This is a genomic window from Streptomyces sp. NPDC028289 (assembly GCF_055565975.1).
In genome coordinates, this window is sequence record NZ_JBVHTI010000002.1 from 396,424 (window position 1) to 420,718 (window position 24,295).

The 24,295-nt window shown below is 70.9% G+C and carries 20 protein-coding genes; 13 read left to right on the forward strand and 7 right to left on the reverse strand.

Annotation, left to right across the window (positions count from 1 at the left end; all coding sequences use genetic code 11):
* Window positions 1-9: 9 nt before the first annotated feature.
* Genes pqqC through ACZ4UV_RS09765 form a run of 8 tightly spaced genes read left to right on the forward strand, consistent with a single transcriptional unit; the run spans window position 10 to window position 11,615 of the window.
* Window positions 10-765 carry a pyrroloquinoline-quinone synthase PqqC gene (pqqC, locus tag ACZ4UV_RS09730; protein WP_451022555.1) on the forward strand — a complete coding sequence of 252 codons (756 nt, stop codon included), beginning with the start codon at window positions 10-12 and terminating at the stop codon, window positions 763-765.
* Window positions 762-1,016, forward strand: coding sequence for a pyrroloquinoline quinone biosynthesis peptide chaperone PqqD (gene pqqD, locus ACZ4UV_RS09735; RefSeq protein WP_451022554.1), 255 nt, complete (start codon window positions 762-764; stop codon window positions 1,014-1,016). Before pqqC ends, pqqD begins: the two co-directional genes overlap by 4 nt.
* Window positions 1,004-2,104, forward strand: coding sequence for a pyrroloquinoline quinone biosynthesis protein PqqE (gene pqqE, locus ACZ4UV_RS09740; RefSeq protein ID WP_390034382.1), 1,101 nt, complete (start codon window positions 1,004-1,006; stop codon window positions 2,102-2,104). Before pqqD ends, pqqE begins: the two co-directional genes overlap by 13 nt.
* Window positions 2,101-3,282 (forward strand): glycoside hydrolase family 88/105 protein, encoded by a 1,182-nt coding sequence (locus tag ACZ4UV_RS09745; RefSeq protein WP_467837161.1) that lies wholly within the window; start codon window positions 2,101-2,103, stop codon window positions 3,280-3,282. Before pqqE ends, ACZ4UV_RS09745 begins: the two co-directional genes overlap by 4 nt.
* A 4-nt stretch (window positions 3,283-3,286) precedes the next feature.
* Entirely contained in the window at window positions 3,287-4,075 is a 789-nt protein-coding gene (locus tag ACZ4UV_RS09750) for a polysaccharide lyase family protein (protein ID WP_451020172.1), read from the forward strand.
* A 12-nt stretch (window positions 4,076-4,087) separates the two neighbouring features.
* Entirely contained in the window at window positions 4,088-7,324 is a 3,237-nt protein-coding gene (locus ACZ4UV_RS09755) for a glycosyl hydrolase family 28 protein (RefSeq protein ID WP_451020173.1), read from the forward strand.
* Entirely contained in the window at window positions 7,321-9,570 is a 2,250-nt protein-coding gene (locus ACZ4UV_RS09760) for an alpha-galactosidase (protein ID WP_467837165.1), read from the forward strand. Before ACZ4UV_RS09755 ends, ACZ4UV_RS09760 begins: the two co-directional genes overlap by 4 nt.
* Window positions 9,571-9,584: 14 nt before the next feature.
* Entirely contained in the window at window positions 9,585-11,615 is a 2,031-nt protein-coding gene (locus ACZ4UV_RS09765) for a PQQ-dependent sugar dehydrogenase (protein WP_451020175.1), read from the forward strand.
* A 7-nt stretch (window positions 11,616-11,622) separates the two neighbouring features.
* Here ACZ4UV_RS09765 and ACZ4UV_RS09770 read toward each other — a convergent pair whose 3' ends face one another.
* A complete protein-coding gene (locus ACZ4UV_RS09770; protein ID WP_451020176.1) occupies window positions 11,623-13,449 on the reverse strand; it encodes an AMP-dependent synthetase/ligase in 1,827 nt (608 codons plus the stop codon).
* Window positions 13,450-13,790: 341 nt separating this feature from the next.
* On the opposite strand from ACZ4UV_RS09770, the gene ACZ4UV_RS09775 reads away from it, so the two are divergent.
* Window positions 13,791-14,771, forward strand: coding sequence for an Lrp/AsnC family transcriptional regulator (locus tag ACZ4UV_RS09775; protein ID WP_467837169.1), 981 nt, complete (start codon window positions 13,791-13,793; stop codon window positions 14,769-14,771).
* A gap of 88 nt (window positions 14,772-14,859) precedes the next feature.
* Here ACZ4UV_RS09775 and ACZ4UV_RS09780 read toward each other — a convergent pair whose 3' ends face one another.
* Window positions 14,860-15,723: a LysR substrate-binding domain-containing protein gene (locus ACZ4UV_RS09780; RefSeq protein WP_451020178.1), complete on the reverse strand. Its 864-nt coding sequence runs from the start codon at window positions 15,721-15,723 to the stop codon at window positions 14,860-14,862.
* 186 nt (window positions 15,724-15,909) lie between these two features.
* Here ACZ4UV_RS09780 and ACZ4UV_RS09785 point away from each other — a divergent pair, with 186 nt between their 5' ends.
* Window positions 15,910-16,932: a bile acid:sodium symporter family protein gene (locus ACZ4UV_RS09785; protein WP_451020183.1), complete on the forward strand. Its 1,023-nt coding sequence runs from the start codon at window positions 15,910-15,912 to the stop codon at window positions 16,930-16,932.
* An 8-nt stretch (window positions 16,933-16,940) separates the two neighbouring features.
* On the opposite strand, the gene ACZ4UV_RS09790 is transcribed toward ACZ4UV_RS09785, so the two are convergent.
* A complete protein-coding gene (locus ACZ4UV_RS09790; RefSeq protein WP_451020179.1) occupies window positions 16,941-17,858 on the reverse strand; it encodes a quinone oxidoreductase family protein in 918 nt (305 codons plus the stop codon).
* 115 nt (window positions 17,859-17,973) lie between these two features.
* Between ACZ4UV_RS09790 and ACZ4UV_RS09795 the strand changes: the two genes are divergently transcribed.
* Window positions 17,974-18,414, forward strand: a complete 441-nt coding sequence (locus ACZ4UV_RS09795) for a MarR family winged helix-turn-helix transcriptional regulator (protein ID WP_451020180.1) — start codon at window positions 17,974-17,976, stop codon at window positions 18,412-18,414.
* Between the two features lie 16 nt (window positions 18,415-18,430).
* Complete coding sequence (locus tag ACZ4UV_RS09800) at window positions 18,431-18,958, forward strand: isochorismatase family protein (protein WP_351500074.1); 528 nt, start codon at window positions 18,431-18,433, stop codon at window positions 18,956-18,958.
* Window positions 18,959-18,962: 4 nt separating this feature from the next.
* Here the strand turns inward: ACZ4UV_RS09800 and ACZ4UV_RS09805 are convergent, their stop codons facing one another.
* Window positions 18,963-19,682: an SDR family oxidoreductase gene (locus tag ACZ4UV_RS09805; RefSeq protein WP_451020181.1), complete on the reverse strand. Its 720-nt coding sequence runs from the start codon at window positions 19,680-19,682 to the stop codon at window positions 18,963-18,965.
* 138 nt (window positions 19,683-19,820) lie between these two features.
* Between ACZ4UV_RS09805 and ACZ4UV_RS09810 the strand changes: the two genes are divergently transcribed.
* The gene (locus ACZ4UV_RS09810) at window positions 19,821-20,657 is read left to right on the forward strand and encodes a LysR family transcriptional regulator (protein ID WP_467837174.1); all 837 of its coding nucleotides are present in this window, start codon (window positions 19,821-19,823) and stop codon (window positions 20,655-20,657) included.
* A 106-nt stretch (window positions 20,658-20,763) separates the two neighbouring features.
* Here ACZ4UV_RS09810 and fdhD read toward each other — a convergent pair whose 3' ends face one another.
* Genes fdhD through ACZ4UV_RS09825 form a run of 3 tightly spaced genes read right to left on the reverse strand, consistent with a single transcriptional unit; the run spans window position 20,764 to window position 24,294 of the window.
* Window positions 20,764-21,612 (reverse strand): formate dehydrogenase accessory sulfurtransferase FdhD, encoded by an 849-nt coding sequence (gene fdhD / locus ACZ4UV_RS09815; RefSeq protein WP_390034369.1) that lies wholly within the window; start codon window positions 21,610-21,612, stop codon window positions 20,764-20,766.
* A gap of 7 nt (window positions 21,613-21,619) precedes the next feature.
* Window positions 21,620-22,480, reverse strand: a complete 861-nt coding sequence (locus ACZ4UV_RS09820; protein ID WP_467837176.1) for a 2Fe-2S iron-sulfur cluster-binding protein — start codon at window positions 22,478-22,480, stop codon at window positions 21,620-21,622.
* Window positions 22,477-24,294 (reverse strand): NADH-ubiquinone oxidoreductase-F iron-sulfur binding region domain-containing protein, encoded by a 1,818-nt coding sequence (locus ACZ4UV_RS09825; protein WP_467837178.1) that lies wholly within the window; start codon window positions 24,292-24,294, stop codon window positions 22,477-22,479. The genes ACZ4UV_RS09820 and ACZ4UV_RS09825 overlap by 4 nt, the downstream gene beginning before the upstream one ends.
* Window position 24,295 lies beyond the last annotated feature (1 nt).

Genomic DNA, 24,295 nt, shown 5'->3' on the forward strand with positions numbered 1-24,295 from the left:
CGGGCCGTCATGACCGTCACCGCCGTCGGCTCCGGGACGGCCGCCGAACCCTGGCCGGCCCCGGAGTTCACCGAACGTCTGCGCGCCGTCACCGCAGACCGCTACCACGACCGGCACCCCTTCAACCAGCGTATGCACCGGGGTGAGTTGACCCCGGCCGAACTGCGCCGCTGGATCGCCAACCGCTTCCACTACCAGCGGCACATCCCCGTCAAGGACGCCCTGATCCTCGCCAAACTCGACCGGCCCGAGCTGCGTCGTCCGTGGCTGCGCCGCATCCGCGACCACGACGGCACCGCGGAGGGCGAGGGCGGCATCGAGCGCTGGCTGCGCCTCGGCGAGGCGGCCGGCGTCCCCCGCGAACAGCTGTGGGACAGCTCCCGGGTGCTGCCCGGGGTGCGCTTCGCGGTCGAGGGGTACGTCACCTTCTGCCGCCTGCGCCCCGTACTGGACGCGGTCGCCGCCTCCCTCACCGAACTGTCCGCACCCGGTCTCATGCGCACCCGCATCGCCGCCTTCGAACGCCACTACCCGTGGATCGACCCGGCCGGCCTCGGCTACTTCCGCACCCGCGTCGACCAGGGCGCCCGGGACGGCGCGGAAGCCCTCGCGCTGGTCCTGACCTGGGCCCGCACCCGGGAGGAGCAGCAACGCGCGGTCGGCGCGCTCGCCTACAAGTGCGAGGTGCTGTGGTTGCTGCTCGACGCCGTCGACCGCGGGGACACCGGTGGCTGGGGCGACGCCCCGGACGGCTGCGGGCCGTGACCTGGCGGCCCGTCCTCGCCCGCGCGGTCGTCCTGCGCCACGACCGGGTCCGCGGCACCGATCTGTTGCTGCTGCCCGAGCGCGTGGTCGTGCTGCACGGCCGGGCGGGCGGCGTGCTCCGGCTGTGCGACGGCAGCCGGGCGGTGGCCGAGATCGTCGCCGAACTCGCCGAGGACTTCCCGGGCGCCCCGGTCGCGGCCGAGGTCCCGGAGTTCCTGACGGCGTTACGGAAGGAGGGATGGCTGCGATGACGACTGCGGATCCGGACGGACCGGCGCCGCCCTGGGCGCTGCTCGCCGAGCTCACGCACGCCTGTCCGCTGCGCTGCGGCTACTGCTCCAACCCCGTCCGACTGATCGGTCGGTCAGCGGAACTGGGGACCGGACAGTGGGCCGAGGTGTTCCGGGAGGCCGGTGAGCTCGGCGTCGTCCAGACCCACCTGTCCGGCGGTGAGCCGCTGCTCAGACGCGATCTGCCGGAGCTGGTCGGTGCCGCCGACACCGCCGGCCTGCACACCCAGCTCGTCACCAGCGGGCTCGGGCTGAGCGAGCGGCGGCTGGCGGGGCTGGTCGGCGCCGGGCTGCGCGGTGTGCAGCTGTCCGTGCAGCACGCGGAGCCGACGGCCGCCGAACGCATCGCGGGCGCCCGCTCGTTCGCGGCCAAGGAGCGCGCGGCCCGGCTGATCCGGGCGGCGGGCCTGCCCTTCGGCCTGAACGTCGTCCTGCACCGGGGCAACCTGGACGCCGTCGAGGACCTGATCGCGCTCGGCGTGGCCTGGGGCGCGGACCGGATCGAGCTGGCCAACACCCAGTACCACGGCTGGGCGGCCCGCAACCGCGCCGCCCTGCTGCCGCTGCCCGGACAGGTCGAGCGGGCCCGCGAGACGGTCCTGCGGTGGCGCCGGCGCCTGGACGAACCGGAGCTGGTCTGGGTCGCCCCCGACCTCCTCACCGGCACGGCGAAACCCTGCATGGGCGGCTGGGGCCGGATCTCGCTCACCGTCACCCCCGACGGCACCGTCCTGCCCTGTCCGGCCGCGGCCACCCTGCCCGGCCTCGACCCGCCCAACGTCAGGGACCGTCGACTCGCCTGGATCTGGCGGGAGTCGAAGGCCTTCAACGCCTACCGGGGCGAGTCCTGGATGCGCGAGCCCTGCCGCGGCTGCGCCCTGCGCACCGCCGACTTCGGCGGCTGCCGCTGCCAGGCGTACGCGCTCACCGGAGACGCCCGCAACACCGACCCGGCCTGCCGCCACGCCCCCGACCACCACCTCGTACCCCTGCGGCGGACCTCCGAGGCCGCCGCCCCCAGAGAAGCCCTTGCAGAAGGAGGACCATGAAACGCCTGCGAGTCGCCCTCGCGGCCGTCGCCCTCACCACCGCCCCCCTGGTCGCGCTCCCCGCGGCCGTACCCCCGCCCGCCCTCGCCGCGGCCGCGGCCCCGACCAGGCCGGCCGCCGCCGACTGGTCCACCGCGGTCGTCGACTCCACCATGGCCCGCTACACCCCGAGCACCATCGGCGGCTGGTCCTACCCGGTCGGCCTCTACCTCTACGGCCAGTACCTCACCTACCGGCGCACCCACGACCCCCGTTACCTCACCTACATCAAGAACTACGTCGACCGGTTCGTGAAGAGCGACGGCTCCATCGACCAGTCCTTCAACAGCCTGGACAGCATGCAGGCGGGCCGGCTCCTGGTGATCCTGCACCACGAGACGGGCCAGGACCGCTACCGCAAGGCCGCCAAGAAGATCCGCGACCGCCTGAACACCTACCCGCGCACGAGCGACGGCGGCTTCTGGCACGCGGACAACTCCAGCCGCGCCCATCAACTCTGGGCGGACGGCGTCTACATGGTGAACCCGTTCCTCGTCGAGTACGGCAGGGAGTTCGGGGACAGCGCGTACACCGACGACGAGGCCGCCAAGCAGCTCGCCGTCTACGGCGGCCACCTCCAGGTCGCGAACGGCCTGCTCAAACACGCCTACGACGAGTCGAAGAGCGCGAGTTGGGCGGACCCGCAGACCGGCCTTGCCCCCGAGCACTGGTGCCGGGCCGTCGGCTGGTACGCGATGGCGATCGTCAACGTGCTGGACGCGATCCCGGCGAACCAACCTCGCCGCCCGCAACTCCTCGGCATCCTCCAGAAGTTGGCGGCCGGTCTGGAGAAGTACCAGGACCCGGCGACCGGCCGCTGGTTCCAGGTGATCGACAAGGGCGGCCGGAGCGACAACTGGACCGAGACCTCCTGCTCCAGCATGTTCACCTACGCCCTCTCGCGCGGCGCCCAGCAGCACTACCTCGACCCGCACTACGCGGACGTCGCCCGCCGCGGCTACCAGGGCGTCCTCGCCGAACTGTCCGTCGGCGCGGACGGCCGTACCGACCTGGCCGACATCTCGATCGGCACCAACGTCGGCGACTACGCGTACTACGTCGGCCGCACCCGGGCCGTGAACGACTTCCACGGCCTCGGGGCCTTCCTGATCATGAACGAGCAACTGCGAGGTGACTAGTGTCATGAGCACAACATCCAGAAGGGTGGTTCTCGGAGCCGCGCTCGCCGGAGCCGCCACGGCCGCCGTCGGTCTGCCCGCGACCACCGCGCACGCGGCGTCCTGGCAGCTCAAGTGGCAGCCGTCGGCGAGCAGTGACGGCCTCGGCGCCTTCGAGACCGTCGAGGACGACCGCGCCGACTCCCACCCCGCCGGGCAGCCGCACATCTACGCCACGGGGAACAACTGGCGCTTCAACATGCACACGGTCGACCGCGACACCTCGACCGACCGCCAGCGCCAGGAGGTCACCGGCCTGCGCACGGGTGCCGGCAGCTACCTCAAGTGGAACGAGGGCCAGACCTGGCGGGTCACCTACTCGATGTACATCCCGAGCTCGCTCAAGGCGACCACCACCTTCACCCACATCATGCAGATGAAACAGCCCGGCACCGGCACCTCGCCGATCGTCGTGCAGTCGCTGCGACGCGTGAACGGCAAGCAGACCATCGAGCTGAGGCTCGCCATCGACGACATCCTCGTCGGCCGCACCGACCTCGACCCGCTGCACGACACCTGGACCGACGTCGACTTCCAGATCAAGGTCGGCAACGGCTCGGCGGGTTCGGTCCGCTGGATCCTCAAGTCCGGCGGCGCCACGGTGATCGACGCCTCGAAGACCGGTGTCGACACCTTCCTGGCCGACCGGGTCCGCCCGAAGTGGGGCATCTACCGCTCCCTCGGCGACACCTCGGGCTCGCTCCAGGACACCTATCTCCTGCTCACCAACCTCCGCGGCTACCAACAGGTGTGAGGAACCGCCACCATGAAACCCCCCACCGCCGGCCGGCACAGTGCTGCCGCCGTCGTCCTCTTCGTCCTCGCCGTCGTCCTCGGCCTCTCCCGTCCCGCGGCCCTCGCCGCCCCGCAGACCGACGCACCACGCGCCGGCGCCGTCTACGACGTGCGTGACTACGGCGCCAAGGGCGACGGCTCCACCAACGACAGCCCTGCCGTCGACAAGGCCATCACGGCCGCGAACTCGGCGGGCGGCGGCACCGTCCGCTTCACCGCCGGCACCTACAAGTCCAAGAACACCATCCACATGAAGAGCCATGTGACGCTCCAGCTCGACAAGGGCGCCACCCTCCAGGGCTCCAGCGCGGACACCTACGACAAGGCCGAGTCCAACCCGTACGACGCCTACCAGGACTACGGCCACAGCCACTTCCACGACGCGATGATCTACGGCGACAAGCTCACCGACATCGGCTTCGTCGGCCAGGGCGTCATCGACGGCGCGGGCAACCTGATCACCGGCAACCCGAAGACCGGCGAGGCCGACAAGATCATCTCGCTGACCCGGTGCGACGGCCTCCGGATCGGTGACGGCCTCACCCTCCGCCGCGGCGGCCACTTCGCGGCCCTCGTCAACGGCTGCACCGACGTGACGTCCGACCACCTGACCATCGACACCGCGAGCGACCGCGACGGCTGGAACGTCATCTCCACCACGAACGCCACGATCACCAACGCCACCATCCACGCCAACGACGACGCCCTGGTCTTCAAGAGCGACTACGCGCTCGGCGCGAAGCTGCCCAACGGGCACGTCCGGGTGAGTGGTTCGACGCTCGGCGCCAAGTGCTGCAACGCTCTGATGTTCGGCTCCGAGACCTGCGGCGACTTCTCGGACTACCAGTTCGAGAACATCCGCATCGAGGGCGCCGACAAGTCCGGCCTCGGCATGGTCTCCATGGACGGCGCGAAGATCTCCGACGTCCACTACCGCGACATCACGATGACGAATGTCCATTCGCCGATCATGGAGAAGATCGGGACGAGGAAACGCTGCGGGAACAGCCCCGGCGTCGGATCGATCAGCGATGTCACGTACGACAACATCACCGCCACCGGCAACAGCCCCTCCTTCAGCCCGACCCTGTGGGGCGAGAGCGGCCACCGCATCAGCGGGGTCACCTTCACCAACGTCAACATCACCGTCCCCGGCGGCACCGGCACCATGTCCACCGGAGTGCCGAGCAACGACCCGAACGACTACAACCCCAAGGCCATCGGCACCCGGCCCGCCTACGGCTGGTACCTGCACAACGCCGACCACGTCCAGTTCACCGACAGCAGCGTGAAGTTCGCCGCGAACGACGGCCGTCCCGCGGTCATCGCCAACGCGGCGAGCGACCTCCGCCTCACCCGCTTCACCGCCCAGAAGGGCAGCGACTCCCCGTACGACGTCGGCCTCCAGGACGTCACGGGAGCCTGTCTGACGGACAGTCACAACAGCTCCGGCGGCGCGCTCCGCGTCTCCGGCGGTCAGGACTGCACGGCGGCCGCACGGCCGCTCGACCTGGAGAACCCCCGCCAGGACTTCCTGCGCGACTCCGTCGGCGGGCTCTTCCTGCACTGGGGCGAGCGCACCGCGCCCGCACACACCAGCTGCACCGCCTGGGAGAACGACGTCACGAACGGCGGCTGGACCCCCGACTACTGGGTGAACGAGGCGCAGAAGCTGCACACCCAGTACCTCGTCCTCGCCACCTTCCACAGCCGCCTCGGCTACGCCCGCCCCTGGCCCTCGAAGATCCCCGGCTCCTGCTCCACCAAGCGGGACTTCCTCGGCGAACTGATCACCGCGGCCAAGGCCAAGGGCATGAAGGTCATCCTCTACATGACCAACGACCCGCAGTGGCACGACGAGGGCGGCCACGAGTGGCTCGACTCGGCCGCCTACTCCGCCTACAAGGGCAAGAACGTCGACCTGACCACCAACGACGGCTTCGGGCAGTTCAGTTACGACAACTTCTTCGAGGTCATGGACCGCTACCCCGACCTCGGCGGCTTCTGGATCGACAACGACAACGCGTACTGGGAGAGCCACGACCTCTACCAGCAGATCTACGAGAAGCGCCCGAACTACACGCTCAGCAACAACAACGAGGACACGCCGATCATGGACATGATCAGCAATGAGCAGAAGACGGGGATGACACCGGCCTACGACTACCCGCAGGCCGTCTACACCGCCCAACCCCGCCTGACCGAGGCCGACTTCAAGCTGCCCTCGACCGGCGCCTGGTGGTACGACGGCTCCGACCCGTCCGTCGACAAGATGCTCACCCTCGGCCGCCTCGTCACCAACACGGGCTCCTCGGTGAAGGCGCTGATGGCCGAAACCGCCCAGGTCAACGGCAAGTTCCCGGCGAACCAGGCGGCCTTCAACAACTTCGCCAACTCCTACCTGGGTCCCATCTGGGAGTCCCTGCACGGCACCGAGGGCGGCGGCTACATGTACGGCGGCCTCAAACCCGGCTTCTGGAACGACGGCGCCCACGGCGTGACGACGATCGCCAAGGACGACCCGAACCGCCAGTACGTCCACGTCCTGACCCCGCCGTCCACCGGCACCCTGCGGATCCGCGACAACGGCTACCGGATCGCCTCCGTCACCAACCTCCGCACCGGCAAGGCGGTTTCGTGGTCGCAGTCCGGCGGTGTGCTCACCCTGACCGGGCTCGGCGACTGGGACCCGTACGACACCGTCTTCAAGGTCACCACGGCCGGCCGCCAGGGCATCCTCTCCGGCGTCAAGGTGACCGCGAGCACGGCGGCGAGCGGCCACGCGGGCTCGGCCGCCGGGGACGGCGACTACCTCACCTACTGGGACAACAACAAGACCCTGCCCGTCAACCTCACCTTCGACCTCGGCTCGGCCAAGAAGGTGCAGTACATCGGGCTCAACCAGCGCGAGGACTCGGTCGCCTACGCCCGCTCGGACACCGAGCAGTCGGCGCGGATCAAGGCGTACAAGATCTTCCTCAGCAACGACGGCACCACCTGGGGGAGCGCCGTCAAGAGCGGCGAACTGCCCAGCAGGCGCGGCATCCAGGGCATCGACCTCACCGCCGCCACGGCCCGCTACGTCCGCGTGGAGGTGGACTCCACCTGGGCCGCCTCGACCGACACCACCCGCTACCAGCGGCTGCGCATCGACGAGGCCTGGATCGGCACGTCGTACGCGACACCCGCGAACGGAGTACGCCCGTGACCCGGATCAGAGCCCTCACGGTGGCCGCCGCCGCACTGCTGGCCGCCTCCGCGGTGCCGCTCGTGGGCACCGCCCACCCGGCCGCCGCCTCCGACAACGGACTGTCCGTACGGCCCGCCATGGGCTGGAGCAGCTGGAGCTATGTCCGCCGCCAGCCCACCGCGGCCAAGATCGAGGCCCAGGCCGACGCCCTGGTCGCGAGCGGACTGAAGGACCACGGCTTCGTCTACGTCAACCTCGACGACTTCTACCAGAAGTGCGACTCCAACGGCTTCACCGTCGACTCCTACGGCCGCTGGGCGGTCGACCCCGCCAAGTTCCCCGACGGCATCAAGGCGGTCGCCGACTACGTCCACGCCAAGGGCCTGAAGTTCGGCTTCTACGTCACACCCGGCATCGCCAAGAACGCCGTCACCAAGAACACCCCGATCGAGGGCACGTCGTACCACGCGAAGGACATCGCGGACACCTCGAAGACCGAGAAGAACTACAACTGCAAGAACATGTACTACATCGACTACTCCAAGCCGGGCGCCCAGGAGTTCGTCGACTCCTGGGCCAGGCAGTTCGCGTCCTGGGGTGTCGACTACCTGAAGATCGACGGAGTGGGCAGCCAGGACATCCCCGACGTCCAGGCCTGGTCCAAGGCGCTGCGCGCCAGCGGACGGCCCATCAACTTCGCGCTCTCCAACAACCTTCCCATCGCCGACGCCCCCACCTGGAAGTCCCTGGCCAACAGCTGGCGCACCCAGGGCGACGTCGAGTGCTACTGCGGTCCCGGCGACAACGGCAGCGGCTATCCGCTCACCGACTGGTCGCACGTCTCCGCCCGCTTCAACACGGCCGCCAACTGGCAGCAGTACGCGGGCCCCGGCGGCTGGAACGACCTGGACTCCCTGGAGATCGGCAACGGCGACCAGGTGGGCCTCACCGCCGACCAGCGGCGCTCCCACTTCACCCTGTGGGCGATGGCCGCCGCGCCCCTGCTGCTCGGCACCGACCTCACCCACCTCGACACCGTCGACAAGGCCATGCTCACCAACGACCGGCTGATCGGCGTCGACCAGGACGGGGTGGCCGCGAAGCGGATCGTGAACAGCGGGGTCAAGCAGGTCTGGAGCAAGAAGGAGGCCGACGGACAGTACGCCGTGGCCCTCTTCAACACCGGCACCTCCGGCAACGCCACGGTGAGCGTCGACTGGTCCCAGGTCGGCTTCTCCGGCTCCGGTGACGTCACCGACCTGTGGTCCGGTTCCCACAAGGGCACGGTCGCCGGCACCTACAGTGCGACCCTGCGACCCGGCGAGACACGGCTGATCCGCGTCAAGCCGGTCAGCTCCCTCACCGCCGCGGCGGCCTCGCCGGGCTTCGCGGTCGCCCCCTACGAATACCTCGGCTGGGGCTCCCCGCAGAACCCGACCTCGGTGATGTCGGCGACCGGCGTCAAGTGGTTCACCCTCGCCTTCGTGCTCTCCGACGGCACCTGCAACCCCAAGTGGGACGGCTCCCGTGCGCTCACCGGCGGCGACGACCAGTCGAAGATCAACGCGATCCGGGCGGCCGGCGGCGACGTGATCGTCTCCGTGGGCGGCTGGAGCGGGAACAAACTCGGCGAGAAGTGCTCCAGCGCGAGCGCCCTGGCCGGGGCGTACCAGAAGGTCGTCAACGCCTACAGGCTCAAGGCTCTCGACATCGACATCGAGAACACCGAGTGGTCCAACGCCACCGTCCGCCAGCGGGTCGTGGACGCGCTGAAGACGGTCAAGGCGAACAACCCCGGTCTGAAGACCGTCATCACCTTCGGCACCACCAGCAGCGGTCCCGACTCCACCGGCGTCGACATGATCAGGCGGGCCGCGAACTCCGGTCTGGCGAACGACGTCTGGTGCATCATGCCGTTCGACTTCGGCGGCGGTGCCACCACCATGGGCAGCCTCACCACCAAGGCCATGGAAGGGCTCAAGGCCCAGGTGAAGTCGGCGTACGGCTACAGCGACGCCACCGCGTACGCGCACATCGGGCTGTCGTCGATGAACGGCAGGACCGACGACTCCGGTGAGCGCGTCCGGGTTGCCGACTTCAAGACCATGCTCGCCTACGCCCAGCAGCACCACATCGGCCGCCTCACCTACTGGTCCGTCAACCGCGACCGGGCGTGCGGCTCCGGCGGCGACGGCGACGCGTGCAGCGGAGTGTCGCAGCAGCCCTACGACTATCTCAAGGTCTTCGCCCAGTACACGGGCTGAGGGGAACAACAGCCATGAATCTCCGGAGAGTTCTGCCTTACGGCCTGGCCGCGGCGCTCGCGCTGCCACTGGCCGGCCTCAGCCAGGGCACCGCCCTCGCGGCCACCGACTACCAGGCCGAGGACGCCACGGTCTCCCAGGGCACCGTCGCCACCAACCACACCGGGTACACCGGTACCGGCTTCGTCGACTACACCAACGTCAAGGGCTCGTACGTGGAGTTCACGGTCAGTGCGGCCACCGCCGGCACCTCCGCGCTCGCCGTGCGCTTCGCCAACGGCACCGACACCGACCGGCCGATGGACATCTCCGTCAACGGCACGGTCGTCGCCTCCGGCGTCTCCTTCCCGGCCACCTCCGACTGGAACACCTGGGCGACGAAGACGGTGAACGTCCCGCTGACCGCGGGCAGCAACAAGATCCGCGCCACCGCCACCACCGCGAACGGCGGCCCCAACCTGGACAAGGTCAGCATCGGCACGGCGGCCGACACCCAGGCCCCCACCCGCCCCGGCCAGCCCTCCTGCTCCGACATCGGCGAGGACGCGCTCACCCTCGCCTGGGGCGCGGCCACGGACAACGTGGGCGTGACGGCGTACGACCTCTACGAGCACGGCAACAAGATCGGTGAGGCGCCCGGGAGTTCGACGTCGAAGACCCTCACCGGGCTCGCCCCGAACACCACCTACGACCTCACCGTCATCGCCCGCGACGCGGCCGGCAACACCTCGCCGGCCAGTCCCGTCGTCGACTGCACGACCAAGCCGAGCAGTGACAGCACGCCGCCCACCACCCCCGGCACCCTGTCCGCGACCGGCATCACCGCGAACTCGGCCGACCTCAGCTGGGGCGCGTCCACCGACGACCGGGCCGTCACCGCGTACGACATCCGCAGCGGGAGCACCGTCTACAAGACGGTCACCGACGGCACGACCACCACCCTCACCGGCCTCGCCTGCGACAGCCCCTACACCCTGGACGTGGTCGCCCGGGACGCGGCCGGGAACGTCTCCCAGCCGAGCAACGCCGTCACCTTCACCACCAAGGCCTGCGCCACCGACGGCGGTACGCCTTCCTCCATCGCCACGCTCTCCAGCGGCTGGACCATCCCCTGGGGAACCTACTGGATGCCCGACGGCAAGACCGCGCTGGTCACCGAGCGGGACGACTTCCGCGTCTGGAAGGTGACCAAGGACGGCACCCGGACCCAGGTCGGGACCGTCCCGAACGCCGTCACCACCAACGGGGAAGGCGGACTGCTCGGTGTCGCCGTCGACCCGAAGTGGGAGACGAACCACTACGTCTACTTCATGCACACCGCGGACGAGGGCAACCGCGTCGTCCGCATGACCTACGACGGCACCAAGCTCAGCGACTACAAGATCCTCCTCCAGGGCATCAAGAAGAACCGCTACCACAACGGCGGTCGGCTCCTCTTCGGGCCCGACGGCTACCTCTACGTCTCCACCGGGGAGGCCCAGACGCCCGACCTCGCCCAGGACAAGAACTCCCTCAACGGCAAGATCCTGCGGATGACGACCGACGGGAAACCGGCCCCCGGCAACCCGTTCGGCAACTACGTCTACAGCCTCGGCCACCGCAACCCGCAGGGCCTCGCCTTCGACCGCAACGGGCGCCTGTGGGAAGCCGAGTTCGGCAACAGCTCCAAGGACGAGCTGAACCTGATCAAGCCGGGCGCCAACTACGGCTGGCCGACCTGTGAGGGCACGTGCTCGGTCGCCGGGATGACCAATCCCAAGGCCACCTGGAACGTCTCCGAGGCGTCCCCGAGCGGCATCGCCATCGTCCGCAACGTCGTCTACATGGCCTCGCTGCGCGGCGAACGGCTCTGGCGCATCCCGATCAACGGCGACACCGAGAACGTCGGCACCCCGACGGCGTACTACGTGGGAACCTACGGACGCCTGCGGACCGTGACCAAGGTGCCGGGCGCCGACCAGCTGTGGCTGTCCACCACCAACTGCGACAACAACGGCAACGAGCCGGACGGATCCGACAAGATCTTCCGGGTCAGTATCAGCTGACGGGACATCAGGCCCGGTACAGGGCCTCGACCTCGTTGGCGTAGGCGTTCTCGATCGCCTTGCGCTTGAGCTTCAACGACGGGGTCAGCAAGCCGTGTTCCTCGGTGAACGGCTGGGCGAGGATACGGAACGTACGGATCGACTCGGCCTGCGAGACCAGGGTGTTGGCGGCCACCACCGCGCGCCGCACCTCGGTCTCCAGGTCGGCGTCGCGCACCAGCTGGGCCGCGGACATCTGGGGCTTGCCGCGCATGGTCAGCCAGTGCTCGACCGCCTCGGTGTCGAGGGTGACCAGGGCGGCGATGTAGGGGCGGTCGTTGCCGACCACGATGCACTGGTTGACCAGCGGATGGTCCCGCACCCGCTCCTCCAGCACACCGGGGGAGACGCTCTTGCCGCCGGAGGTCACCAGGATCTCCTTCTTGCGGCCGGTGATCGTCAGATAGCCGTCCTCGTCGAGGGAGCCCAGGTCGCCGGTGGCCAGCCAGCCGTCGTGCAGGGTGGCGTCGGTGGCCTTCTGGTTGTTCAGGTAGCCCTGGAAGACGTTGCCGCCGTGCAGCCAGATCTCCCCGTCGTCCGCGATGTGTACGGTGGTGCCCGGGATGGCCTGGCCGACCGTGCCGTACCGGGTGCGCTCGGGCGGGTTGGCGGTGGCGGCCGCCGTCGACTCGGTCAGGCCGTAGCCCTCGTAGATCTGCACGCCCGCGCCGGCGAAGAACAGGCCGAGCCGGCGGTCCATGGCCGAGCCGCCGGACATGGCGTTGCGGATCCTGCCGCCCATCGCCGTGCGCACCTTGGCGTAGACGAGCTTGTCGAAGAGCTGGTGCTGCATGCGCAGCGACGCCGACGGGCCGGGACCGGTGCCCCAGGCCTTCGCCTCGACGGCGTCCGCGTACTTCACCGCGATCTCCACCGCCTTCTCGAACGGCCCGCCCTTGCCGTCCTTCTCCGCCTTGCGCCGCGCCGCGTTGAACACCTTCTCGAAGATGTACGGCACGGCGAGGATGAACGTCGGCCGGAACGCGGCCAGGTCGGGCAGGAGCGCGGCCGCGTGCAGCTGCGGCTGGTGGCCGAAGCGGACCCCGTGCCGGATCGCCGCCACCTCCACCATGCGGCCGAAGACGTGCGCGAGCGGCAGGAAGAGCAGGGTGGAGACCTCCTCGCCCTTCTTCGCCCGGAACACCGACTCCCAGCGGGCGACGACCGTGTCCGCCTCGTACATGAAGTTCCCGTGCGACAGGACGCAGCCCTTCGGGCGCCCCGTGGTGCCCGAGGTGTAGATGATCGTGGCCACCGAGTCGGGCGTGACCGCCTGCCGGTGCCGGTGCACCACCTCGTCGTCGAGGTGCGCGCCCGCGTCGTACAGCTCCTGCACCGCGCCCTCGTCGAGCTGCCACAGCTGGCGCAGCTGCGGCAGCCGGTCGATGACGGTGGCGATCGTCATCGCGTGGTCCTCGTGCTCCACGATCGCCGCCGTGCACTCGGCGTCGTACAGCATCCAGAAGCACTGCTCCGCCGACGAGGTCGGGTAGACCGGCACCACCTGGGCGCCGACGGTCCACAGCGCGAAGTCGAACAGCGTCCACTCGTAGCGGGTGCGGGACATGATGGCGACCCGGTCGCCGAAGCGGATCCCACGGGCGAGAAGCCCCTTGGCGAGGGCCAGGACCTCGTCGCGGAACTCGGCGGCGGTCACGTCACGCCACTGGCCGAGATCGTCCTTGCGGCCAAGCGCGACGTGCAGCGGGTCCGTCTGGGCATGCTCGAACACGCTGTCGGCCAGACCGCCGACCGGCGGTGCCGACGCCAACGGCGGGTTGGTGAACTCGCGCAAACCCCGCTCCCCGCTCCTCGCTCCACAGTGACGGTAGTAGTGACGCTCTGCACAGCGCCGTGAAAGCTACCCCACCGGAAGACCGTTCGGGAGGGGGTGCGAAAACGAGCATTGCTCTCGTATGACCGCGTTCACGTCCGGAAAATACGCCCACATGGGGAAGGGCCGGACAGAATCCTTACGGTTCAGTAAGTTCCGCCTCCGTAATCTCCACGGAATCTGTACCACCCGATTACGGCCCCCGGCCGGTTACCCGCCGGTCAGGTGCGGGCACAGCACTGCCCTCTGATGACTGCGCCGGGGCGGCCGATTTCGTCACTCCGTCCGAGTACGGTTCAGGGATGCTGGAGCTGGAATCCGACACGCTGGACCCGTTGGACGTGCAACTGCTCAGCGCGCTGGAGGTCGACGGCCGCGCCTCGTTCAGCCGGATCGCGGCCGTGCTCGGGGTCTCCGACCAGACGATCGCCCGCCGCTACCGGCGGCTGTGCGCCGAGGCCGGGCTGCGGGTCGTCGCGGTCCGTGACGCCGAGCGGCTCGGCCAGGACCAGTGGATGCTCCGGCTGCGCTGCGCGCCCGACGGCGCCACCGTCATCGCCGACGCGCTCGCCAAGCGCCCCGACACCGCCTGGATCGGACTGGCCTCCGGCGGCACGGAGATCGTCTGCATGACCCGGCCGCGCAGTCCCGGCGACCACGACGACCTGCTGCTCGGCAAGCTGCCGCGGACCCCGAGCGTGGTGGAGATCCGGGCGCAGCAACTGCTGCACCGGTTCTACGGGGGGCCGACCGGGTGGGTGCGGAAGTTCCGGGCGCTGTCGGAGGAGCAGGCGGCGGCGCTGCGGCCGGCGCCGCCGGAGACCGAGGGGCCCGCGCGGCTGGAGCCCGAGGACGCGCCGTTGCTCGCCGCGCTGGAGCGGGACGGGCGGGCGACGTATCCGGAGCTGCAGCGGGCGACAGGGCGGTCCGAGTCCTCGGTGAAGCGGCGGCTGGCCGCGCTCATCGGGTCCGGGGCGGTGTACATCGACGTGGAGTACCGGTCCGAGGTGCTGGGATTCTCGAAGTCCGCGGTGTTGTGGATCACCACCACGCCGGCCGCGATGCATTCCGTGGGCGAGGCGCTGGCGGCCCATGACGAGGTGGCCTCCGCCGCGGCCACCGCCGGGCCGTCGCATGTCGTGGTGACGGCGGTGCTGCGGGACACGGCGCATCTGTACGCGTACCTGAGCGGGCCGGTGGGGCGGCTGGAGGGGGTGCAGCATGTGGAGGCCATGCCGTTTTTGCGCCGTGTGAAGCAACTTACGTATCAGAGGTTGTCGTGAGTCCGGCGGCCGGTGGGGGCTGGTCGCGCAGTTCCTCGCCCAGTCTTCGGCCGGGGGTACCCCCAGCGCCCCTTTCGGGGCGCTGTGGCTAGGGGCGTCTCAAGCGGGCTCCGCTTGCCAGGATTGCTGCCGCCAAGGCGTCTGCTGCTGCCTGTGCCGGTGATCTCCTCGGGCCGTGTACGAGGACGAAGTCGACCTTGCCCAGTTCCGGCAGGCCCGCCCGGTCCGGGACGCGGAACAGGCCCGGGGGGATCAGGCCCTTCGAGTGGGCCATCACGCCCAGGCCGGCCTGGGCCGCCGCGAGCAGGCCGTTGAGGCTGCCGCTCGTGCAGACGATGCGCCAGTCGCGGCCCTGGCGCTCCAGCGCCTCCAGGGCCAGTGCGCGGGTGATGCCCGGCGGAGGGTAGACGATCAGCGGGACCGGGCGGGCGGGGTCCAGGCGGAGCCGTTCCGCGCCGATCCACACCAGGTCGTCGTGCCAGACCAGCTCGCCCGTCGGGTCCTCGGTGCGCCGCTTGGCCAGGACCAGGTCCAGCTTCCCGGCGGCCAGCTGCTCGTGCAGGGTGCCCGAGAGCTCCACCGTCAGTTCGAGGTCGACCTCGGGGTGGTCGTGGCGGAAGCCCTCCAGGATCTCCGGCAGCCGGGTGAGGACGAAGTCCTCCGAGGCGCCGAAGCGGAGCCGGCCGCGGACCCGGGTGCCGGTGAAGAAGGCCGCCGCCTGCTCGTGCACCTCCAGGATCCGGCGGGCGAACCCGAGCATCGCCTCGCCGTCCTCGGTCAGCTCCACGGAGTGCGTGTCGCGGGAGAACAGCTGACGGCCGGCCGCGTCCTCCAGACGGCGCACATGCTGGCTCACCGTGGACTGGCGCAGCCCGAGCCGTCGGGCGGCCTGGGTGAAGCTGAGTGTCTGGGCCACCGCCAGGAAGGTGCGCAGCTGCGAAGGGTCGTACACTCGACCATGTTATCGCGAAACGCGATGGCAGTCAGAGTGGTATACCGGATTCCCGATCAAGTGCCGGAGGAGGACGATGGAGGGGGCCCTTCCGGCCCCGGCGAGAAACCGGCCGTGCCGGCCGGCACGACCCCCTGACCGACCCGCAAGTGGAGCACCGTGAAACGCCTGAGCTGGCCCAGTCGGATGCCGATCGACCCGTACGTCCTGCTGTTGCTCGGGACGGTATGCCTCGCCGCGCTCCTTCCGGCCCGGGACACGGCCGCCGACGTGGCCTCCGGTGCCTCCACGGCCGCGATCGCCTTTCTGTTCTTCCTCTACGGCGCCCGCCTGTCCACCCGCGAGGCCGTCGACGGGCTGCGGCACTGGCGGCTCCATGTCACGGTCCTGGTCTGCACCTTCGTGGTCTTCCCGGTGCTCGGCATCGCGGCTCGCGGGCTGGTGCCGGTCCTGCTCACCCATCCGCTCTACCAGGGCCTCCTGTTCCTGACCCTGGTGCCCTCCACCATCCAGTCGTCGATCGCCTTCACCTCCATCGCGCGCGGCAACGTGCCGGCCGCGATCTGCGCCGGCTCCTTCTCCTCGCTGGTCGGCATCGTCCTCACGCCGTTGCTCGCCGCCGCGCTGCTCGGCAACAGCGGGGGCGGGTTCTCCGCCGACTCGATCGTGAAGATCGTGCTCCAGCTGCTGGTGCCGTTCGTCGCCGGGCAGCTGCTGCGCCGGTGGGTCGGCGACTTCATCGCCCGGCACAAGAAGATCCTCGGCCTGGTCGACCGCGGCTCCATCCTGCTCGTCGTCTACACCGCGTTCAGCGAGGGCATGGTCCGGGGCATCTGGCACCAGGTCAGCGTGGTCCGCCTGGCGGGGCTCCTCGCCGTCGAGGCCGTGCTGCTCGCCGTGATGCTCCTGCTGACCTGGTACGGCGCCAAGGCGCTCGGCTTCGGCCGCGGGGACCGCATCGCCATCCAGTTCGCCGGGTCGAAGAAGTCCCTCGCCTCCGGGCTGCCGATGGCCAGCGTCCTCTTCGGGTCCCACGCCTCGCTGGCCGTGCTGCCGCTGATGCTCTTCCACCAGATGCAGCTCATGGTGTGCGCGGTGATCGCCAAGCGCCGCGCCCACGACCCGGAGACCCAGGAGGATTCCGCGTCGCCGCCCGCCCCGGCGGCGCAGCCGCGTCCGGCGGTCGGCACCGGGACGACCGGCCGCTGAGCCACCGGTCACGGGATCAGTACGACCTTGCCCAGGTTGGCCCGGGTCTCGATCAGCCGGTGCGCCTGCGCCGCCTCCGTCAGTGCGAACTCCCCGTGCACGGCGGGCCGTACGGCCCCTTCCGTGAACAGGCGCCACAACTCCTGACGCCATTCCTCGTACAGCGCCGGCCGCTCGCGTGCGATCCGGGCCATCTGGAAACCGGTCACCGACTTGGCGCCGACCAGCAGGTCGTGGGCCTGGACCGTGCCGCCGCCGGAGCTGTACGCCACCAGCCTGCCGCCGGGGGCCAGGGCGGCGACGGCCGGGGTGAGCAGGTCGCCGCCGACCGCGTCCAGGGCGTAGTCGGCCGGAGTGCCCCAGTCCTCGTCGGCGTACGTGACCACCGCGTCGGCACCCAGGGAGCGGACGAAGGGAGCCTTCGCCCGGTCGGAGACGGCGGCCACGACACGGCCCGCTCCCCGGGCGCGGGCCAGTTGGACGGCGAGGTGGCCGACCCCGCTCGCGGCGGCGGTGACGAGGGCCGTCTCGCCCGGTTCGGGGCGGGCCGCGGCCAGGGCGCCGAGGGCGACCAGGCCGCCGCGGACCAGGGCGACCGCCTCGACGGCGGACGCGGTCCCGGGGACGGGGGAGGCCATCGCCTCGTGCAGGACGGCGAAGTCGGCGTAGCCGTGGCCGAAGCACAGGCCCGTGACCCGGTCGCCGGCGCGGAAGCGGGTGACTCCCGCGCCGACGGCCACCACCGCACCGGCGATCTCGCCGCCCAGCGCGATCGGCTTCGCCGCCTCGGGGACCTTGCGGACCACGGGCAGCGTGACCCCGACCGCCTCGCAGCGGACGAGCAGCTCACCGGGCCCGGCCTCGGGGACCGGGGTCTCCTCCAGGAACAGGGGGCCGCCGGTGGACTCGTACCGGACGCGACGCATCGCACCTCCACGGAGCATGAGATTCGTTGGGAGTACCAACGGTAAAACCAAGTCATGGGTGAGTCCAACGATTTTTCGTTGGGAAAGCCAACGGATCCTTGGTTACGCTGACCTCATGGCAGAAGCCCCCCTCCCCGCCATCCGTGCCCTGCCCAGCTGGCTGCTCGGGCGGGCCGCCGCCCGTGGCCGGGCCCTCGTCGCCGAGGCGCTCGCGGAACACGCCATGCGGATGTGGCACCACGTGGTGCTCTCCGCCGTCCGCGACCTCGCCCCGGTCGCCCAGGCCGATCTCGGCCGGTCCGTGTCCCTCGACCCCAAGGACCTGGTCGGCGTCCTCAACGACCTCCAGGCCGCCGGACTCGTCGTCCGCGCACCCGATCCCGCCGACCGCCGCAAGAACGCGGTCTCCCTCACGGCCGAGGGCGACCGCATCCTCGGCCGCTGCGAACAGGCGGCGCGCGAGGCCAACGACACGCTGCTCGCCCCGCTGTCGGCTGCCGAACGCGACCAGTTCACGGGCCTGTTGATCCGGATTTCCGGTACGGACGGCTCATGACGGCTAACGTTCCGTCATGACCGCACCCCTGGCGCTCGATCCGGCGCGCACCGCCCTTGTCCTCGTCGACCTGATGGACCGCATCGTCGCGCTGCCCCTGGAGCCCCGCAAAGGCACCGAAGTCCTGCACACCGCCGAGGAGCTGGCCCGCGCCTTTCGCGCCGCCGGCGCGCCCGTGGTGCTGATCCGCGTCGAGCGGCCCTCCCTCGCCGAGCAGCCGCCGGGCAGCGGACTCGTCGCCGGACTCGGGAAGGAAGGGGACCTGGAGATCGTCAAGCGGACGATCGGCGGCTTCCAGGGCACGGAACTCGACGCCCGGCTGCGCCGGCTCGGCGTCACCCGGCTGGTGTTCGGCGGCATCGCCACCAACCTCGGCGTCGAGTCCACCGCCCGCGCCGCCGCCGACCTCGGCTACGACCTGGTCTTCGTCGAGGACGCCATGGCCGCGCTCACCGGCGCCGAGCACGAGGCGTCCGTCCGGCTCGACTTCCCGCGCCTCGGCACCGTCGTCACCGCCGCCGACGTCCGCCTCGGCCCCGCCTGACCGCTCAGACCAGCGTCCCGCCCCCGTCCACGACCACCACCGACCCGGTGCTGTACCCCCCACGCATCAGGTACAGGTAGGCCTCCGCCACATCCGCCGGCTCGCCCATCCGCCCCACCGGCAGCGACTCGGCGGACGACCGGAAGAGCTCCTCGCGGACCGGCTCCGGCAGCCCCCGCCACAGCTCGGTCCGCACCACACCCGGCGAGACCACGTTGACCCGCACCGGCGCCAGCTCCACCGCCAGCGCCCGGGTCAGCGACTCCATCGCCCCGCACAGCGCCGACGCGACACTCGAACCGGGCATCGGCCGCCGCCCCGCCGTGCCCGTGGTCAGCACCACCGACCCGCCCGCGCGGAGCGACCCGGCGCCGTACTTCACCGCCGCGTACGCACCCCACAGCCGGGTGTCCAGGAAGCTCCGGGCCGCCGCGAGGTCCGTGTCGGCCAGCGTCTCCAGCAGGATCGAGTCACCGGCCGTGTACACCAGGTGGTCGTACGCCCCGATCCGCGTGAAGAAGGCGCGCACCGCGGCCTCGTCCGAGGCGTCGAGGACCTGCCCCTCGGCGTCCTCCGGCAGCACCTTCAGCGCCGCGTCGACACTCTCCTGCCGCCGCGAGGCGACCACCACCCGCGCGCCCTCCCGTGCCGCGCCCTCGGCGACCGCGAGCCCGATGCCCGAGGTACCCCCGATGACGACGACACGCTGTCCCTGCAGACTCATGGCTGATCCCCTTCCAAGCCGGTGTTCCGTCCCGTTCGGACGTCTCCAGCCTGCGGTCCCGCTCCATCGGCCGTCCAAGACCTCTTTCGGCGGTGGCGATACCCTGAAGACATCGCCACCCGGGAAGGAGCCGCGGTCATGGACCTGGATCTGCGCAAGGTCCGCTACTTCGCGGCGGTCGCCGAACTCCTCCACTTCGGCCGGGCGGCGGAGCGGCTGCACATCGCCCAGCCCGTGCTGAGCCGTCAGATCCGCGCCCTGGAGAAGGACTTGGGGGCCGAGCTGTTCGTACGGGACAGCCACGGCGTGACCCTGACCGACGCCGGACGGCAACTCCTCGAAGAATCCCGTCAGTTGCTGGCCGCCGCCGACGGCGCGCGGCGCCGGGTCGTGCAGGCCGCCCGCGGCCGGCGGCGGCTCGTCGTCGGCTTCCGGGCCGGCGTCGTCGTCACTCGGGCCCTGCGCGCCTTCGCCGCGGTGCACCCGGACGTCGAGGCCAACGCCCGCCGGGTGGAATGGGACGACCAGGAGGATCTGATCCTCGACGGCACGGTCGACATCGCCTACGTACGGCTGCCGGTCCGGGAGGCGGGTCTCGAACTGCGCCCCCTGTACAGCGAGCCCCGCGTGGCCATGCTCCCGGACCGGCACCGGCTCGCCGGGAAGCCGGAGATCTCCCTCTCGGACCTCGACGGCGAGCAGTGGCTCCGCTACAACGACCCCCGGCCCGGCGACCTGCCGCTGCGCACCATCGAGGAGAAGTTCGAGTGCGTGGCCGCCGGGACCGCGATCACGATGGTGCCGCGCTCGGCCGCCGAGCAGTACTCCCGCCCGGACATCGTCTACGTCCCGGTCGTCGACGCCGAACCCGACCGGGTGCTGCTGGCCTGGGCGGCAGGCCGCCGCTCCCCGCTGGTCGCCGCCTTCACCGAGGCCGCGGCGCGCGTCGCGGGGGCGGAGTCCGACTCCGGCTGAGGCGGGTCCTGCGGCGCGGGGGGACACCGGACCGAGGCGGGGCCCCTGCGGCGCAGGGGGCGCTCCCCGCCGGCCGGGGCCCCGCCGCCGTGCCGCGGGGAACCGGTCAGCCCTGGGCGGCCGCGGCCCGCAGGGCGATGCGGTCCTCGCCCGCGTACACGTTCATGTTGCTGCCCCGCAGGAAACCGACCAGGGTCAGCCCGGTCTCCGCCGCCAGGTCCACCGCCAGCGAGGACGGCGCGGAGACCGCCGCGAGCATCGGGATGCCCGCCATCACGGCCTTCTGCGCCAGCTCGAAGGAGGCCCGCCCGGAGACCAGCAGGATCGTCCGGGACAGCGGCAGGTCGCCGTTCTGCAGGGCCCGGCCGACCAGCTTGTCCACCGCGTTGTGCCGGCCCACGTCCTCGCGGATGTCCAGCAGCTCGCCGTCCTCCGTGAACAGGGCCGCCGCGTGCAGCCCCCCGGTCCGGTCGAACACCCGCTGCGACGCGCGGAGCCGGTCGGGGAGGCTCGCGAGCAGCTCGGGCTCCACCCGGACCGGGGGAGTGTCGGCTATCGGCCAGCGGGCCGTCGTACGCACCGCGTCGAGGCTCGCCTTGCCGCACAGCCCGCAGGACGAGGAGGTGTAGACGTTCCGCTCCAGGGTGAAGTCGGGGAGCGTGACGCCCGGCGTGGTCCGTACGTCGACGACGTTGTAGGTGTTGGAGCCGTCGACCGTCGCGCCCGCGCAGTACACGATGTTCTGCAGGTCGCCGGCGGCCGCCAGCACCCCCTCGCTCACCAGGAACCCGGCCGCCAGCGCGAAGTCGTCGCCGGGCGTGCGCATGGTGATCGCGAGGGGTTTCCCGTTGAGTCTGATCTCCAGCGGTTCCTCGGCGACGAGTGTGTCCGGCCGGGCGGAGACCGCTCCGTCGCGGATGCGGATGACCTTGCGTCGTTCCGTGACTCGTCCCATGGTCTGATCAGCCCCGGTTCTGTACGTGCTGGTAGCCGAAACGGCCCTTGATGCAGAGATTGCCGTGGGTCACCGGGTTGTCGTGCGGCGAGGTGACCTTGACTATCTCATTGTCCTGCACGTGGAGCGTGAGGTTGCAGCCCACACCGCAGTACGCGCACACGGTGGTCGTCTCCGTCTGCCGTGACTCGTCCCAGGTACCCGCCGCCCGCATGTCGAACTCCGACTTGAACGACAGCGCCCCGGTGGGACATACCTCCACACAGTTCCCGCAGTAGACACAGGCCGAGTCGGTCAGCGGGGCGTCGTGCTCGACGGCGATCCGGGCGTCGAAGCCGCGCCCGGAAACAGAGATTGCGAAACTGTTCTGCCACTGGTCGCCGCAGGCGTCCACACACTTGTAGCAGAGGATGCACTTGTCGTAGTCGCGCACGTACAGATCGTTGTCGACCCGGGGCTCCTCGTTCAGGCGCGCCGCGTCGGGGCCGAAGCGGTCCGGTTTCGCCTCGTACTCCTTGAGCCACTCCGCGGCGCGCGGAGTCGTCGACAAATCGACCGAGGAGGCCAGTAGCTCCAGGACGATCCTGCGGCTGTGCCGGACGCGTTCGCTGCCGGTCTGCACGACCATCCCCGGCTCTGCCTTCCGGGAGCAGGCGGGCACCAGGGTCCGTGCTCCCTCCACCTCCACCACGCACACCCGGCAGGCGTTCTTCGGGCGCAGGGTGTCGCCCTCGCACAGGGTCGGCACGTCCTTCCCGGACGCCCGGCAGGCGTCCAGGATCGTCGAGCCCTCCGGGACCCGCGCCTCCTCGCCGTCGATCGTGAACTCCAGCAGCCGGCGCGGGATCCCCAGCGGTGTCACGGTCATTCGTACGCCCCCAGACGGTCGATGGCGGATTCCACGGCGTTCCACGCGGTCTGCCCGAGACCGCAGATCGAGGCGTCCCGCATCGCCCGGCCGACCTCGCGCAGCAGCGCGACGTCCCCGGCCGCGTCGGCGCCGGTGCGCGCGACGATCCGGTGCAGCGCCTCCTCCTGCCGGACCGTGCCGACCCGGCAGGGCACGCACTGCCCGCAGGACTCGTCCCGGAAGAACTGCGCTATCCGGAGCAGGAGGTCCGGCAGCGGCACGGTGTCGTCGAAGGCCATGACCACACCCGACCCGAGCGTGGTGCCGGCCTCCCGGGTGCCCTCGAAGGTGAGCGGGATGCCGAGCTCGTCCGGCCGTACGAAGCCGCCCGCGGCGCCGCCGAGCAGGACCGCCCGCAGGTTCTCGCGCACTCCGGCCAGTCGGAGGAGTTCGCCGAGCGTGGCGCCGAAGGGGAGTTCGTAGATGCCGGGGCGGGCCACGCTCCCCGACACGCAGAAGAGCTTCGGGCCGGTCGACTTCGCCGTGCCGATCGCCGCGTACGCCGGGGCGCCCATGGTCAGGATCGGCAGGACGTTGACCAGCGTCTCCACGTTGTTCTCGACCGTCGGCTTCCCGAACAGCCCCTTCTCCACCGGGAACGGCGGCTTCGAACGCGGCTCGCCCCGGTACCCCTCGATGGAGTTGAACAGGGCCGTCTCCTCACCGCAGATGTACGCCCCGGCACCGCGCCGGATCTCGATGTCGAAGGCGAAGCCCTGCCCGAGGACGTCGTCGCCGAGGAAGCCCCGGGCGCGGGCCTGGTCGACCGCGTGCTGGAGGCGCCGGGTCGCCCGCGGGTACTCGCCGCGGAGGTAGACGAAGCCCCGGTGCGCACCGATCGCGTACGCCGCGACCGTCATCGCCTCCACCAGGGAGTACGGATCGCCCTCCATGATCACGCGGTCCTTGAAGGTGCCCGGCTCCGATTCGTCGGCGTTGCAGACCAGGTAGTGCGGACGGTCGGGCTGGGACGCCGCGGCCTGCCACTTGCGGCCGGTGGGGAAGGCGGCGCCGCCGCGCCCGACCAGGCCCGAGTCGGTGACCTCGCGGATGACCCCGGCGGGGCCGAGCGCGAAGGCGTGCCGCAGGGCGGTGTAGCCGCCGTTCGCCCGGTAGTCGTCGAGCGAGGCCGGGTCGACCATGCCCACCCGCCGCAACAGGGTCAGACCTTCCTGTCCCGCCTGGGGTACGGCCGCCACGGCCGGCGGCTCCTCCGGCGCCGAGTCGGGCGCGGTGGCCGCGAGGACGGCCGTGGCGGCCGTCGCCGGGGCCGCCACCGCCGTGCGCACCGGATCCCCGGCCTTGATCGCCAGGGCCGCCGGTGCCCGCTCGCACAGGCCCAGACAGGGGCTGCGCTCGACACGCACGCCGGGGCCGAGGCCCTCCTCGACCCCGGCGCACAGCGCGGACGCGCCGGCCGCGGTGCACGCCAGGTCCGTGCAGACGTGCAGGACGGTCGCCGGACGGGGCCTGACGGAGAACATCGCGTAGAAGGTGGCGACCCCGTACGCCTCGGCCGGGGGGACGGTCAGGCGGCGGCACAGGTAGCCGAGGGCGCCCTCGCCGATCCAGCCGATCCGGTCGTTGATCGCGTGCAGCCCCGGCAGCAGCAGGTCACGTCGGTCCCGGGCCTCCCGGCCGCCGCGCGCCCACCGCAGGTCCGCGTCGGAACGGTCGGCGCCCTCCCAGGAGGACTCAGGAGGGCCCAACAGGGCGTCGACGGCGGCCCGTTCGTCGTCCGTCGGTTTGCTGTCGCCGAAGTACAGGTCCACT